Annotated in this window: 18 protein-coding genes; 10 read left to right on the top strand and 8 right to left on the bottom strand. The window is 67.8% G+C overall.

What is annotated here, in order from left to right; translation table 11 throughout:
- The first annotated feature begins 60 nt into the window (after positions 1 to 60).
- The 4 genes from Q344_RS24425 to Q344_RS0118595 all read left to right on the top strand — a co-directional run bounded on the left by Q344_RS24425 (position 61) and on the right by Q344_RS0118595 (position 2,106).
- The gene (locus tag Q344_RS24425) at positions 61 to 288 is read left to right on the top strand and encodes a GFA family protein (RefSeq protein ID WP_229669164.1); all 228 of its coding nucleotides are present in this window, start codon (positions 61 to 63) and stop codon (positions 286 to 288) included.
- A gap of 164 nt (positions 289 to 452) precedes the next feature.
- Positions 453 to 1,100 carry an RluA family pseudouridine synthase gene (locus tag Q344_RS0118605; protein ID WP_028288100.1) on the top strand — a complete coding sequence of 216 codons (648 nt, stop codon included), beginning with the start codon at positions 453 to 455 and terminating at the stop codon, positions 1,098 to 1,100.
- A gap of 59 nt (positions 1,101 to 1,159) precedes the next feature.
- Positions 1,160 to 1,651 (top strand): RNA pyrophosphohydrolase, encoded by a 492-nt coding sequence (locus Q344_RS0118600; RefSeq protein ID WP_028288099.1) that lies wholly within the window; start codon positions 1,160 to 1,162, stop codon positions 1,649 to 1,651.
- On the top strand, positions 1,651 to 2,106 hold the full coding sequence (locus tag Q344_RS0118595) for a hypothetical protein (protein ID WP_036539967.1): 456 nt from the start codon (positions 1,651 to 1,653) through the stop codon (positions 2,104 to 2,106). Before Q344_RS0118600 ends, Q344_RS0118595 begins: the two co-directional genes overlap by 1 nt.
- On the opposite strand, the gene Q344_RS24420 is transcribed toward Q344_RS0118595, so the two are convergent.
- On the bottom strand, positions 2,076 to 2,999 hold the full coding sequence (locus Q344_RS24420; protein WP_084178490.1) for a YihY/virulence factor BrkB family protein: 924 nt from the start codon (positions 2,997 to 2,999) through the stop codon (positions 2,076 to 2,078). The genes Q344_RS0118595 and Q344_RS24420 overlap by 31 nt on opposite strands.
- A 19-nt stretch (positions 3,000 to 3,018) precedes the next feature.
- The gene (locus Q344_RS0118585; RefSeq protein ID WP_028288097.1) at positions 3,019 to 3,210 is read right to left on the bottom strand and encodes a PLDc N-terminal domain-containing protein; all 192 of its coding nucleotides are present in this window, start codon (positions 3,208 to 3,210) and stop codon (positions 3,019 to 3,021) included.
- A 323-nt stretch (positions 3,211 to 3,533) separates the two neighbouring features.
- Between Q344_RS0118585 and Q344_RS25670 the strand changes: the two genes are divergently transcribed.
- A complete protein-coding gene (locus Q344_RS25670; RefSeq protein WP_028288096.1) occupies positions 3,534 to 3,704 on the top strand; it encodes a DUF1328 domain-containing protein in 171 nt (56 codons plus the stop codon).
- Between the two features lie 86 nt (positions 3,705 to 3,790).
- Here the strand turns inward: Q344_RS25670 and Q344_RS0118575 are convergent, their stop codons facing one another.
- Positions 3,791 to 4,603 carry a response regulator gene (locus tag Q344_RS0118575; RefSeq protein ID WP_028288095.1) on the bottom strand — a complete coding sequence of 271 codons (813 nt, stop codon included), beginning with the start codon at positions 4,601 to 4,603 and terminating at the stop codon, positions 3,791 to 3,793.
- A gap of 99 nt (positions 4,604 to 4,702) precedes the next feature.
- Here Q344_RS0118575 and Q344_RS0118570 point away from each other — a divergent pair, with 99 nt between their 5' ends.
- From Q344_RS0118570 to Q344_RS24415, 3 genes are read left to right on the top strand one after another with little or no spacing between them, the layout of a single operon-like run.
- Positions 4,703 to 4,858, top strand: coding sequence for a NepR family anti-sigma factor (locus Q344_RS0118570; RefSeq protein WP_028288094.1), 156 nt, complete (start codon positions 4,703 to 4,705; stop codon positions 4,856 to 4,858).
- Positions 4,855 to 5,412: an RNA polymerase sigma factor gene (locus Q344_RS0118565; RefSeq protein ID WP_028288093.1), complete on the top strand. Its 558-nt coding sequence runs from the start codon at positions 4,855 to 4,857 to the stop codon at positions 5,410 to 5,412. Before Q344_RS0118570 ends, Q344_RS0118565 begins: the two co-directional genes overlap by 4 nt.
- Positions 5,413 to 5,425: 13 nt before the next feature.
- The gene (locus Q344_RS24415) at positions 5,426 to 7,156 is read left to right on the top strand and encodes a sensor histidine kinase (RefSeq protein ID WP_051630835.1); all 1,731 of its coding nucleotides are present in this window, start codon (positions 5,426 to 5,428) and stop codon (positions 7,154 to 7,156) included.
- Here Q344_RS24415 and hemF read toward each other — a convergent pair whose 3' ends face one another.
- From hemF to clpS, 4 genes are all read right to left on the bottom strand, one after another.
- Positions 7,157 to 8,029 (bottom strand): oxygen-dependent coproporphyrinogen oxidase, encoded by an 873-nt coding sequence (hemF, locus tag Q344_RS0118555; RefSeq protein WP_028288092.1) that lies wholly within the window; start codon positions 8,027 to 8,029, stop codon positions 7,157 to 7,159.
- Between the two features lie 226 nt (positions 8,030 to 8,255).
- Complete coding sequence (locus Q344_RS0118550) at positions 8,256 to 9,056, bottom strand: SDR family NAD(P)-dependent oxidoreductase (RefSeq protein ID WP_028288091.1); 801 nt, start codon at positions 9,054 to 9,056, stop codon at positions 8,256 to 8,258.
- A 27-nt stretch (positions 9,057 to 9,083) separates the two neighbouring features.
- A complete protein-coding gene (locus Q344_RS0118545) occupies positions 9,084 to 10,085 on the bottom strand; it encodes a class I SAM-dependent methyltransferase (protein WP_028288090.1) in 1,002 nt (333 codons plus the stop codon).
- Positions 10,086 to 10,094: 9 nt separating this feature from the next.
- Positions 10,095 to 10,415: an ATP-dependent Clp protease adapter ClpS gene (gene clpS, locus Q344_RS0118540; RefSeq protein ID WP_156954761.1), complete on the bottom strand. Its 321-nt coding sequence runs from the start codon at positions 10,413 to 10,415 to the stop codon at positions 10,095 to 10,097.
- 118 nt (positions 10,416 to 10,533) lie between these two features.
- Here clpS and Q344_RS0118535 point away from each other — a divergent pair, with 118 nt between their 5' ends.
- Both Q344_RS0118535 and Q344_RS0118530 read left to right on the top strand, forming a co-directional pair.
- Positions 10,534 to 11,235, top strand: coding sequence for an HAD family hydrolase (locus tag Q344_RS0118535; RefSeq protein ID WP_028288088.1), 702 nt, complete (start codon positions 10,534 to 10,536; stop codon positions 11,233 to 11,235).
- A gap of 310 nt (positions 11,236 to 11,545) precedes the next feature.
- Positions 11,546 to 12,901 (top strand): D-alanyl-D-alanine carboxypeptidase family protein, encoded by a 1,356-nt coding sequence (locus tag Q344_RS0118530; RefSeq protein ID WP_036539945.1) that lies wholly within the window; start codon positions 11,546 to 11,548, stop codon positions 12,899 to 12,901.
- Between the two features lie 284 nt (positions 12,902 to 13,185).
- Here Q344_RS0118530 and ccoS read toward each other — a convergent pair whose 3' ends face one another.
- Positions 13,186 to 13,344, bottom strand: a complete 159-nt coding sequence (ccoS, locus tag Q344_RS0118525) for a cbb3-type cytochrome oxidase assembly protein CcoS (RefSeq protein ID WP_028288086.1) — start codon at positions 13,342 to 13,344, stop codon at positions 13,186 to 13,188.
- Between the last annotated feature and the right edge of the window lie 4 nt (positions 13,345 to 13,348).

Genomic DNA, 13,348 nt, shown 5'->3' with positions numbered 1-13,348 from the left:
CACGATGTGCCGTAGGACCTCGGGCCATGTCCGGGCCTCGGCCCGGGCGCGGAGGAGAGCGTGACGATCGAGGGGCCGGTGACCTGGTTCGCGGCCTCGGAAAGCGCCGAGCGGGGATTCTGCCCGGGCTGCGGCGCCTCGATGTTCTGGCGCGGGCATGGCGAGGGGATGGTGAGCTTCGCGCTCGACTGCCTGGACGGTGACACCGGGCTGCGGCTGGAAAAGCACATCTGCACGGCCGACAAGGGCGATGACCACGAGATCGCGGACGGGCTGCCGCAAAGCTGAGGTCTTGCGCCGGGCCTTGCCCGTCGCCCGGGCAACGCCCGCCCCGGCCATCGAGGCCGGGACGGGCGTCGGGGGGCCGTCTGCCCCCCCTGCCCCCCGAGGATACGCAACCAGAGGAAGGGGCGGGAGGTGGTCATGGCCGCGGCGGCGCGGTATGGGGCGGCATGGATGAATATGCGCCTCCCGACGTGCCGCTCGACGTGATCCACGCGGATCACGAATTGCTGGTGGTGAACAAGCCCTCCGGGCTGCTCTCGGTCCCCGGGCGGGGGGCGCACCTGGCCGATTGCCTGCTGGCGCGGCTGGAGGCGGCCTTCCCGGGCGTGCTGCTGGTGCACCGGCTGGACCGGGACACCTCGGGGGTGATGGTCTTTGCCCTGACGCCCCATGCGCAGCGCCATCTCGGGCTGCAGTTCGAGCACCGGCGGACGAAGAAGACCTATGTCGCGCGGGTGGCGGGCGAGATGGCGGAGAGCACGGGGACCGTCGACCTGCCGCTGGCGGTGGACTGGCCGAACCGGCCGAAGCAGCGGGTCGATCACGAGGCGGGCCGCCCGGCGCAGACCGACTGGCGCGCGCTGAAGCGCGGGGATGGCGAGACCCGCGTCAGGCTCCTGCCGCGGACCGGGCGGAGCCACCAGCTGCGGGTCCACATGGCGGCGCTCGGCCATCCGATCCTGGGCGATCCGTTCTATGCCGAGGGGCCCGCACGCGACGATCACCCCCGGCTCATGCTGCATTCGGAAGAGCTGCGTCTGCTGCATCCGGACGGCGGGCGCGGCATGTCCTTCCGCGCCAAGGCGCCGTTCTGAGCGCATTGGCCTTTGGCGCCCGTCCCGGTATGAAGGCGCAAAGCGCGAAGGAGCCACCGATGACGCCCGAGGAGATCGCCCGCCTGCCCTATCGCCGCAATGTCGGCGTGATGCTCGCCAATGCGGCGGGCGAGGTCTGGGTCGGCCAGCGGCTGGATTACGAGGGCGCCGCCTGGCAGATGCCTCAGGGCGGGATCGACGCGGGCGAGGACGCCCGCAGCGCCGCCCTGCGCGAGCTGGAGGAGGAGACCGGGATCACCCCGGACCTCGTCACCGTCGAGGCCGAGACGCAGGGCTGGCACGCCTATGACCTGCCCCATGACCTCGTCTCGAAGCTGTGGAAGGGGCGGTTCCGCGGGCAGGAACAGAAGTGGTTCCTGATGCGTTTTCACGGCAGCGACGCCGACGTGAACATCGCCACCGAGCACCCGGAGTTCTCAGAATGGAAATGGATCGGACCCGACGCCCTTCTGGGCGCCATCGTCCCCTTCAAGCGCGCGGTCTACGAATCGGTGCTGGCCGAGCTGGGCGGACGCTTGGCGCCGCGCTGATGTTCGGAGGGCTGGCGGGACAGGCCATGGCGCTGTCCTGCCTGCGGCCCGACGTGGCACGGACCTATGCCGAAGCCGCCGAGGCCGAGGCGGCCTATGTCGTCGTGCACGGCGAGCTCGATTTCGAGCCCGGCGACATGCCACCCGCGGAGGGGACGGAGCCTGCCCCCAAAAGCCGCGAGCTGCGCGCCACGCTGCACGGCAAGGGTCTGACCCAAGGGGGGTTCGACACGCCCTTCACGCGCCCGATCACGCTCGAGGCGCAATGCCTCGGCCCGTGGTGCGCGCAGGCGGAACCGGGGGTGGAGGTGCTGGCCTTCGTCGAGACCGCGGGCGATGGCTACCGGCTGACGATCACGCCCTGCGGCGGCATGGCCTTCCAGGAGCCCTCGGAGGCGGACATCGACCGCGTGGTCGCCTGCTATCAGGGCAAGGCCTGCGCGCCCGAGGGCTGACCCTTCCGCGCCCGTTCGAGCTGGACGTTCAGCGCAGCGCCGAGAAGGACGACGAAGGCGCTCACGAAGAGCCAGACCAGCAGCGCGATGGCGGCCCCGATGGAGCCGTAGACCTCGTTGTAATGGCCGAAATTCGTCAGGTAGACCGAGAATCCCCATGATGCCACGCCCCAGAGGGCAATGGCGAGGCCGGCCCCGGGGGTGACCCACCTCATCCGGTCGTCGCGCGTGTTTGGCCCGTAGCGGTAGAGCAGCGCGAGGCCGAAGAGCATGACGGCGATGGCCGCCAGCCACCGCACCGCCGAGATCGCGAGCGTGGCGACCAGATCGAGCGGGATGAAGGCGAGGATCACCGGCAGGACGACCACGGAGGCCAGCGCGATGATCGTCACGCCGAAGAGGATGACCGTCAGCAGGAGCGCGGTCATGTAGTGGCGGATGTTCTTCCGGCGCTGGCGCCCGTGGATCATGTTGAGACCCAGCATCAGCGCGCCGACGCCGGAGCGGGCCGACCAGGTGGCCAGCATGAGCGACAGCAGGCCTGTCCAGCCCAGCGTGTCCGTGCCCGCGTTCATCAGCTTCGTGGCCTGCAGCTCGATCAGCCGGAAGACGTCGCCGGGCAGGATCTGCCCGAGCAGGTCGATCTGATCGAGGATCGCGTCGTTGTCGGTGAGAAGCCCCCAGATCGCGATGATCGCGGCAAGGCCGGGAAAGAGCGACAGCATGGAGAAGAAGGCGACACCAGCCGCAACGAGGCCCATGTTGGCCTCGGCGACCTGGCGCCATACCGCGAGGAGGGCCGTCCCCCACGCGGCAAGGCCGGATTTTCCGGCTGCATGTCCGGGGACCGTCAGGTCGATGTCGCTGGCGTCGGCGCCAAGATCGCTCGCCATGGTCCCCTTTCGCCAGGGTTCAGATGCGCCGGGTCTCGGACCTCGGCCCCGCGAGGAGCCAGATGAGGAAGCCGACCAGCGGCAGGATCAGGACCAGGAGCACCCAGAGCACCTTCTTGCCGGTGCTGGTCCCCGACCCGATGATGGACACGATGGCCCAGATGTCCAGTGCGAGAATGATGAGGCCGCCAAGGCCGCTGAGTTCGAGCATCGATGTTCTCCGCGTTAGGTTGTGCAGGGGGAACCCGCGCGCCGGCCCGGAAGTTCCCGGGCGGCGCTTCCATGGAGCTGCGGCAATCATCTGAAAGGTTCGGCTGGCGGGGTGCCTGAGGTAAATCGGGGACGCACACCCCGCCATGCCCTAAGTGCCGGAATTCGCACACCGGCTCAGGCCAAACTAGCCTCGGGCCGAAAGGTTCCCGCCGGGCGCAAATTTTTTCGGGGGAACGATTTCAAAAATTGACGCGTTTGATCCACAGACCGCACCGCCCCGTGGCGGCGCAGCGTAGGAAACTGAAATGAAAGGAAAATCCCATGCTCTGGTGGGCTCTTACCTTCTTTGTCATTGCGATCGTCGCCGCCGTTTTCGGGTTTGGCGGGATCGCCTCTGCATCGGCCGGCATCGCCCAGGTGCTGTTCGTGATCTTCCTGGTCCTGTTCATCGTCGCGATGATTGCCCGGGCCGTGCGTGGCCGCACGCCCTGAAACGGCAGCCCCGAGTGAGGGGACAAGTCCAACCGAAAAGGGCGGTTCCTCGCGGAACCGCCCTTCTCTTTGGCTGCAACCGAGGGTTATCCGTGCAGCGTCTCTGTCGAGGAGAAGAACATCGCCTGGCTCGCGGCAAGGCGGACCTGCTCCTCGGTATAGGGCTTGGTGATCAGGAATGCGGGCTCGGGCTTCTCGCCCGTCAGCAGACGCTCGGGGAAGGCGGTGATGAAGATCACCGGCACGTCGCCAAGCTGGCCCAGCAGATCGTTGACCGCGTCGATCCCGGAGGAATTGTCGGCCAGCTGGATGTCCGCGAAGATCAGATCCGGCGTCTCGGCCTGGCCCAGCTTCACCGCTTCGTCGCGCGTGCGGGCGACACCGGTCACGGCATGGCCCATGTCGGCGACGATGCTCTGGAGGTCCATCGCGATGATCGCCTCGTCCTCGATGATCATGACCTTGCCGGTCACGCTCTCGGAGAGTTCCTGCTGGGCGATGCGGACGAGCTCCTCGGCCTCCGCCTCGCCGACCATCATGATCTGGCCGATCTGGTTGAAGTTGAATTCCTCGATCGTGTGCAGGAGCAGCGCCTCGCGCGTGTTGGGCGTCAGCCGCTTCAGATGGAGCTGCGCACGCGCCTTCAGGCCGGTCTCGGCCTCTTCGACGGGGGAACCGGAGCTGGTCCAGATCGCGTGGAAGGCACCGAACAGGGCGACCTTGGTCGAGATCGACCGGTCGACGAGGTCCGGATCCTCGAGCATCGCTTCGAGCGTGGCTGCCGCGTAATTGTCCCCGGATTGCTGGCTCCCTGTCAGAGCGCGGGCGTAACGTCGCAGAAACGGAAGCTCTTGCGCCACATTCGTGACGAAATCTTCGGTAGCTACGGGTTGGTTCATGGAAACTGGCACCTTTTTCGTATTTTCTGGGAACCAAACGCCACCATCGGCGTTAGGTTCCGAAGTTTTTCAACGCACCGGCACAATCGATAAGGGATCATGGCGCACGACAGCGAAAATGACAACGTTCGACGGCAGATCGACGAAAACCTGAGGCGGGTCTATCAGGAAAAGGTCGAAGAGGATCTTCCAGATCGCTTCAAGCAGCTTCTCGAGCAGCTCAAGGCGAAAGAAGACAACGGCGGCGCAAGATGAGCGGCTCCGATCCTCGTGATGCCATCGTCGAACATCTTCCAGCCCTTCGCGCCTTCGCGATGAGCCTGTGCCGGAATTCCGCGCAGGCGGATGACCTCGTGCAGGACACAGTGGTGAAGGCCTGGACGAAATTCGACAAGTTTCAGCAGGGCACGAACCTTCGCGCCTGGCTGTTCACCATCCTTCGGAACACCTTCTACTCGGGCCGCCGCAAGGCGCAGCGCGAGGTCGCTGACGTCGACGGCGTCTTCTCGGCCAACCTCGCTTCGAAGCCCGATCACGACGGGCGTCTGGCGCTGAAGGACTTCGAGGCCGCCTTCGCGAAGCTTCCCGACGAACAGCGCGAAGCGCTTGTGCTTGTCGGCGCCTCCGGCTTCTCCTACGAAGAGGCGGCCGACATGTGCAATTGCGCGGTCGGGACGATCAAGAGCCGCGCCAACCGCGGACGCGCGAAATTGGCGGAATTGCTCGAGCTCGACGAGAGCGAGAGCATGGAACTGACGGATCAGTCCACCATGGCCGTCCTGGCCGCCAATGCCCGCTCCGCCAGCTGAAGACGCCCGCCCCATGCGGAAACGCCTGTTCGAAAGCCTCGGCACGAGGGTCGTGGCGATGCTTTCCATCGCCCTTCTGCCCGTGGGGCTCATCTCGCTCTACCAGACGAGCCACGTGATCGATCAGGCCGATGAGCTGTCCCGTTCGGCGCTCATCGGCCTGACGCTCTCGACGGTGGAATCGCAGAGCGACCTGATTCACGAGGGCTTCGCCGCGGCACGAGTCCTCGGCGGCGCCCTCGTGCCCATCCGAAACGATCCCGAGGCCTGTTCAGAGCTGATGCGCGGCTTCGTCCGCTCGCACCCCTCCTATTCGCTCGCCACCTTCGTCGACAGCGAGGGGCAGACCAACTGCAACTCCGAAAGCCGCTTCGCCGATCTCTCGGGCTCGAAGACCTTCGAACAGATGCGGGAGGAGCCTCGGCGGCTCTTCACCTATGTCGACCGCGGGGCGATCACCGGCGGGCCGGTGATCCTGATCGCCCAGCCGGTCTATGACAACATGGACCTGATCGGCCATATCACCCTGTCGCTCCCGCGCGAGAACGTGCAGCTCGATCCGAATTACGTCGAGGGCCGCACGCCGATCAACGTCATCACGCTGAACGCCGACGGCGAGGTCATCATGGCCCCCGGCGACATCGACACGGCGCGGTCGCAACTGCCCGCGTTCCGGGACCTGACCTCGTTCCTCTACCGCCGCGCCACGACCTTCGTCGCCGACGACCGGACCGGGGCCGAACGGATCTATTCCGTCGTGCCGATCATCCCCGGCGTCGCCATCGCCTTCGCGGTCTGGGAGCCGACCGACCCCTCGGCGAACGGCCCGCTGATGGCACGCGCGGCGCTCGCCTTCCCGCTGCTGATGTGGGCCATCAGCCTGATCGTCGCCTATATCGCCGTGCACCGCCTCGTGATCCGCCACATCCGGGCGCTCCGCCGGAAGATGCGCGAATTCTCCACCAATGGCGTTCAGTTCGTCCCCGCCGGCGCGATCACCCGCGACAGCGCGCCGTCCGAGCTGAAGCAGATGGAGGAGAGCTTCGACAACATGGCCGAGCGGATCACCCGTGACACGGCCGAGCTCGAGAACAACCTCCACGAGAAGAACGTGCTGCTGAAGGAGGTCCACCACCGGGTGAAGAACAACCTCCAGCTCATCGCCTCGATCATGAACATGGAGATCCGCAAGGCCCGCGAGAGCGAGACCCGGTCCACCCTCAAGCGGGTGCAGGACCGCGTCCTGGGCCTCGCGACGGTGCATTCGAACCTCTACCACACCTCGCGCCTGGCCTCGCTGCGCGCCGACAGCCTGCTCCATGACATCCTCGGCCAGACGTTGAAATCCGCCCTGCCCGGCGAGGACAGCGTCCGGGTCGAGATCGAAACCGACGAGATCGTCCTCTACCCCGACCAGGCGGTGCCGCTCTCGCTGCTCGCGACCGAGGCGGCGACCAATGCCGTCAAGTACCTCGGCCGGCCGGTCGACGGCAGCCTTCCCTGGGTGAAAGTGACGATGAAGGAACTCGACGGCGGGCGCTTCCGCTTCACGATGACCAATTCGCGCGGCACGCCCATGCACCTGCAGGGCGACGTGCCCGACGGGACCGGCCTCGGCAACCAGCTGATCGACGCCTTCGCCATGCAGCTCGGCTCGCGCACCGAGGTGACCGAGACCGACGAGAGCTATTCGCTTTCGGTCGTGGTGAAGATCTCCGGTTTCACCGGATCGAAGGAGACCTGATCAGATCCACTTCGCCAGCGGCGGCAGCGACATGAGCACCGCGTTGGCATCGTGGCCGGTCTCCAGCCCGAACTTCGTCCCGCGGTCGTAGACCAGGTTGTATTCCGCATAGAGCCCGCGGTGCACGAGCTGCGCATCGCGCTCGTCCTCGCCCCAGCCCATGCCCATGCGGCGCTCGACCAGCGGCAGGTAGGCCGGCAGGAAGGCCGTGCCCACGTCGCGGATGAAGGCGAAATCCGCCTCCCAGTCGCCGGTGCAGTGATCGTCGAGGAAGATGCCGCCCACACCCCGCGCCCGGCCCCGGTGCGGGATGTAGAAATACTCGTCCGCCCAGGCCTTGAACCGGGGATAGAGATCGGCCCCGTGCCGGTCGCAATGCTCTTTCTGCACCGCGTGGAAATGCAGGGTGTCCTCGGGATATTCCAGGCAGGGGTTCAGGTCCGACCCGCCCCCGAACCACCAGCCGTGCGGGGTCCAGAACATCCGCGTGTTCATGTGCACGGCCGGGCAATGCGGGTTCTGCATATGCGCGACCAGCGAGATGCCGCTCGCCCAGAACCGCGGATCCTCCGCCATCCCCGGCAGCCCGGTCCGTGCCGCCATCGCCGCCTGCGCCCGCGCGCCCAGCTCGCCGTAGACGGTCGAGACATTCACCCCGACCTTCTCGAAGACCTGTCCGCCGCGCATCACGCTCATCAGCCCGCCGCCCGCGTCGCCGCCGTCCGGCGCCGCGCGCCGCGTCTGCGTCACCTCGAAGACCCCGGGCGCGGCCCCGGCCGAATCCTCCAGCGTCTCGAAGGCCGCCACGATCCGGTCCCGCAACTCTCGGAACCAGCCCGAGGCCCGCGCCTTCTCCTCCAGCATCTCGCTCATCGCCGCCTCCGTCTGCCAGGATCACGCGCAGCGCATAGACCCCACCTCGCCCCGATCGCAAGGTCCCCCGCTTCCTCTTGCCAAAAATATCCTCGGGGGGAGGCTGCGCCCGAAGGGCGCGGGCGGGGGGCAGACAGCCCCCCGGCCGACAGGCCACGCGCGGACCGGGCCCGATGCCCGGTCCGCGCGTCCCCGTGGCGCCGCCCGCCGGGCGGCGCAACCCGGCTCAATGCGCCGGCGCGTGCACCGGGTCGATCAGGGTCCGGCCGCCGTCCAGCGTCATGATCTGTCCGGTCATGAAGCCCGAGGCGTCGCCGGCAAGGTATTGCACCGTCTCGGCCAGCTCGCCGGGGGCCGCGATCCGGTGCAGCGGCGTGCAGGCCTCGATCTCGTCGCGGTATTCGCCGTTTTCCTTGAGCGTGTTCTGCAGGCTGGCGGACATGACCGAGCCGAAGGCCACCGCGTTCACCCGGATCCGGTGCGGCGCCAGCGCCACGGCCATCGAGCGGGTCATCTGGTCGATCGCCGCCGAGGCCACTGAATAGCCCAGAAGTTCCGGATTGGCCCGCCGTGCCGCGATCGACGAAAGGTTCACGATCGCCCCGGCGGAGCCCTCGGTCTGGCCCTCCGCCTGCTTGATCATCCGCTTCGCCACGCTCTGCGACAGGCGCAGCGCGGTCATCAGGTTCTGCTGCAGCAGGAATTCGACATTGTCCTCTTCCGCCTTCAGCGCCTGCGACGGCAGGATCTTGCGCGAGGCGTTCACCAGGATGTCGACCCGGTCGAAGGCATCGATCGTGGCCGACAGCAGGTTCGCGATGGTCAGCTTCTCGCGCAGGTCGCCCGCGAAGTAGCGGATGTTGTCATCCTCGGTCTGCTCGCCCAGCTCCGCGACCAGCCGTTCCTCGTCCACGTCGGCAAAGACGACATTCGCCCCCCGGTTCGCGAAATGGCGCGCGATGGCGAGCCCGATACCATTGGCGGCGCCCGTCACGATGGCGGTCCGGCCGGCGATGGAAAACGACATTGGGGTCTCCTCCCGTAAGGCGTTCGGTCAGGTTAAGCGATCGCGCCGCCCGTGGCGAGCGGAGAGCGTGGCGCAGAGCACCTTGAACCGGCCATCGCCGCCGATCTCCTCGACCGTGCCGAAGCCGGCGCGGATCGCCTCCTCGTAGGGCAGGTGCCGGTTGGCCACCAGCCAGAGCCGCCCGCCCGGCCGGAGCATCGCCCGCGCCGCGTGGATGAAGCCCTGCCCGATGCCCGGGTCGGCGGCGCGGGACTGGTGGAACGGCGGGTTCGTGACCACGTGGTCCATCGGCGCCTCGGGCCGCCACGTGGTCGCGTCCGCCCAGTGGAAGCGCGCGCGCGGATCGGTGACGTTGAGCCGCGCGCAATCGAGCGCCGCGCGCTCCGCCTCGACCAGATCGACGCTCTTCACCCCGTCCCGCTTCAGCACCTGCGCCGAGAGATAGCCCCAGCCGGCCCCCAGATCCGCAACCCGGCCCGCCAGGTTGCCGGGGAGCAGGCCCGCCAGCAGCGCCGACGCCGGATCGACCCCATCGGCCGAGAACACGCCCGGCGCGGTGCGCCAGCCGCCCTCCAGTTCCTGCGGTGCGCCCGCCGCCCAGTCGGAGAAATCGCCGCCCTCGAACCAGAAGAGCTTGCCATGCGCCTTGTTGACCGGCCCCGAGACCGCGACGCGGCTGCGCACCGCCTTCAGGATCGAATCCACCCCGTCCGTCCGCGTGCCGTCGACGATGACCGGCCCCGCGCCGAGCTCGACCGCGCGCGCGATCAGCGCCTGCGCCAGCCGCTTGGCGCGCGGCAGCACCACCAGCGCCGCGGCGACGTTGCCCTCGGCCAGGGGCGCGCAGGCGTATCCGGCCGCGGCGAAGGCCTCGACATCCGGGGCAAAGCCGCTCACCACGACCACCCGGTCTTTCGGCAGGCGCGACAGGTCCATCCCGGCGCGCGGCGCGAAGACCGCGATCCGTCCGGCATCGGGCAGGCGCAGCCCGCCCTCGTCGAGGGCCAGTTCAAGGCGTGGCGCGGACATGGCCCGGGCCTATTCCTTTTCCATGGTGCATTGCAGCGGGTGCTGGTGGCGGCGGGCGAAATCCATCACCTGCGCGACCTTGGTCTCCGCGATCTCGTGGCTGAAGACGCCGACCACGGCGACACCCTTCTTGTGGACCGTCAGCATGATCTCGAAGGCCTGCGCATGGCTCATCCCGAAGAATCGCTCCAGCACCGCGACGACGAATTCCATCGGGGTGTAATCGTCGTTCAGCAGCAGCACCTTGTAGAGCGGCGGCCGCTTCGTCTTCGGACGCGTGTCGGTGACGACCGAGGTGTCGCTGCCTCCGCCATCGTCCTGCGCCATCATCTCAAGCTGCTGCCGGCTCATCGCCACGTCCGTTTCTCTCCGGGTTCCCGTCATAGGGTTTCCTATATAACTTCCCCCCCGCATGAGAAAAGAGGCCCGGCGCCCGCCCGGGGGCATGATGACGGAAAATCTCACGACAATCGGCTTCGATGCGGACGATACGCTCTGGCACAACGAGCGGTTCTTCCGCCTGACGCAGGACCGATTCGCCGAGCTGCTGGCCGACCACGCCGAGCGCGACCACCTCGAGGCCCGCCTGCTGGCCGCGGAACGGCGCAACATCGGGCAGTACGGATTCGGCATCAAGGGCTTCGTCCTGTCGATGATCGAGACCGCGATCGAGGTCACGGACGAGAAGGTCCCCGCCTCCGTCATCCGCCAGCTGATCGCGGCCGGTCAGGAGATGCTGCAGCACCCGATCGAGCTGCTGCCCCACGCCCGTGCCGCCGTCGAGGCGGTGGCCGACACGCACCGGGTGATCCTCGTGACCAAGGGCGACCTGCTGGATCAGGAGCGCAAGCTCGCGCAATCGGGCCTCGGCGAGCTCTTCGACGGGGTCGAGATCGTCTCGGACAAGACCCCCCGGACCTATGCCGAGATCTTCACCCGTCACGGCGACGGGCCCGAACACGCGATGATGATCGGCAATTCGCTGAAATCCGACGTGGTTCCCGCGATCGAGGCCGGAGGCTGGGGGGTCTACGTGCCGCATGGCATGACCTGGGCGCTGGAACACGCCGAGGAACCCGCCGACCGGCCCCGCTACCGCCGGCTCGACGATCTCGGCGGCCTCGCGGCGCTGGTGTCCGGGATCGGTTGAGACAAGGATGCGTCACGCCGCCCCCGAGTCGCGCCGCGAGCTCCCTGGAACACCCAAAACCGCATGGGCGCGGATGCAGATTGCAGGCTTGCCTTTCCGGCCTCCGTTTCTGGGGCGATCCGAGGCGACAGCCACTAGATGTGGAGCAGAACATGAGGAATTTGCGGCAACTTGTTCGAAACGCCCGCTTTGCAGCGGATGCAACCTGTGGTAGCCTGATGGCTATCAACAATGGTCAGCTGGGCAAACCGGCGGCAGAGGCAGTGAAAAGGCAGATATCGTGACAGCTCGGCGCAACCGGCTGGCTCCCGTGGGGCCGTTTCTTATCATTCTCGCACTGGCGACCCTCCTTCCGCTGAAGGGCCTTGCCGCGCCCTATGCGGCGATGGTGATGGACGCCAGGACCGGCGAGGTTCTCCATTCCGAAAACGCGGACGCAAGGCTGCACCCGGCCTCGCTCACGAAGATGATGACGCTCTACATCGCCTTCACGGCGGTGCGGAACGGCGAGATCTCCCTTGACGACGACATCCGCATCTCGCGGCATGCGGCGTCGGAACCGCCGTCGAAGCTGGGCCTGCAGTCCGGGCAGAAGATCAAGTTCCGCTACCTGATCCGCGCCGCCGCCGTGAAGTCGGCGAACGACGCGGCCACCGCCATCGGCGAGGCCATCGCCGGGTCCGAGGCCGCCTTCGCGCGGCGCATGACGGACACCGCGCGCGCCCTCGGGATGACGCGGACCACCTTCAAGAACGCGCATGGCCTGACCGAAGAGGGGCATCTCTCGACCGCGCATGACATGACGGTGCTCGGCCGCCACCTGCTGTTCGACTTCCCCGAATACTACAACATCTTCTCGCGCCAATCGACCTACGCGGGGATCCGCGAGGTGGCCAACACCAACCGCCGCCTGCTCGCCGCCTACAAGGGCGCCGACGGGATCAAGACAGGCTACACCCGCGCGGCGGGCTTCAACCTCGTCTCCTCGGCCAAGCGCGGCAACGAGCGGATCATCGCGACCGTCTTCGGCGGACGCTCCTCGGCCTCGCGCAATGCCAAGATCGCGGAGCTGCTGGATCTCGGCTTCAAGCGCGCGCCGAGCCATGCGCCGGTGCAGGCGCCCTCCGCGCCGGTCTATGCGGCGGCCGACGCCAGCGGCGGGTCGCTCTCGTCCGGCAAGACCATCCGCCTGCAGACCGCCGTCAAGGCAAGCCTGCGGCCGAAGATGCGCCCGGGCGGCACGTCCCCGGCCACCGGGCCCGAGGCGATCCCCACCAACCTGGTCGCCGTGGCGATGACCGAGGTGATCGAGGCGACCGTCGCCGAGGTGCAGGAAGAGACCGTGCAACTGGCCGGCATCGGCACCGTGGCCCCCAAGGCGCGGCCGGAAGAGCTCGAGGTCGTCACCCGCGTCTCCACCTCGGGCGGGCGCCACTGGGGCATCAACGTCGGCCGCTATCCCAGCGAATACAAGGCCGAGCGGGTGCTGCTCCAGACCGCGCTCAACGAGATGTCCACGCTCGACGGTTCGCTCCGGAAGGTCGTCCGCAAGCCCACGGGCTTCGATGCGAACTTCCTCGGGCTGACGCGGGAGACCGCGGACCTCGCCTGCCGCCGGCTGCAGGCCCGCAACCAGACCTGCTTCATGATCGGGCCGGCCAGCTGATCCCTCGCAGCGCCGGCACCATTGCACCGCCGCCCCCTCGGGGGCGGCGTGTGTATTTCGGGGGTGTCAAACGCGTAGTGCCCGCCATGTCGCGAACCGCCGGGACACGGGTTGCGAACCGGCATCCCGCGGCAATGTCGCGGCAGCGGCCAGCCTATCCTGACGCGGCAGCGGCCGGCGCGTCCTGAAGCGGCGGAGCCAGCCGCGCCGCACGCCTTCCCCGAAGCGACGACGCCGGGACGTGCGGCTCCCGCCGGGCGTGCCATGCCGGGGCGTTTCCGTATTCAGGGCTTCGGGTGATCGTCCCACTCGTCCGAGAGGATGCGCTGGCTGTCGCCCTCCGGGTCGTCGTACTGGTTCGTCCGCACGGTCCAGAGGAACGCCAGCAGCCCGACACCGCCGAGCAGCAGGGACACCGGGATCAGCCAGACCAGAACGTCCATCGCC

Origin of the sequence: Pseudooceanicola nanhaiensis DSM 18065 (genome assembly GCF_000688295.1) — a bacterium.
GTDB classification, from domain to species: domain Bacteria; phylum Pseudomonadota; class Alphaproteobacteria; order Rhodobacterales; family Rhodobacteraceae; genus Pseudooceanicola; species Pseudooceanicola nanhaiensis.
The sequence above is the reverse complement of the archived record's forward strand: the minus strand, read 5'-3'. Positions and strand labels throughout refer to the sequence as shown.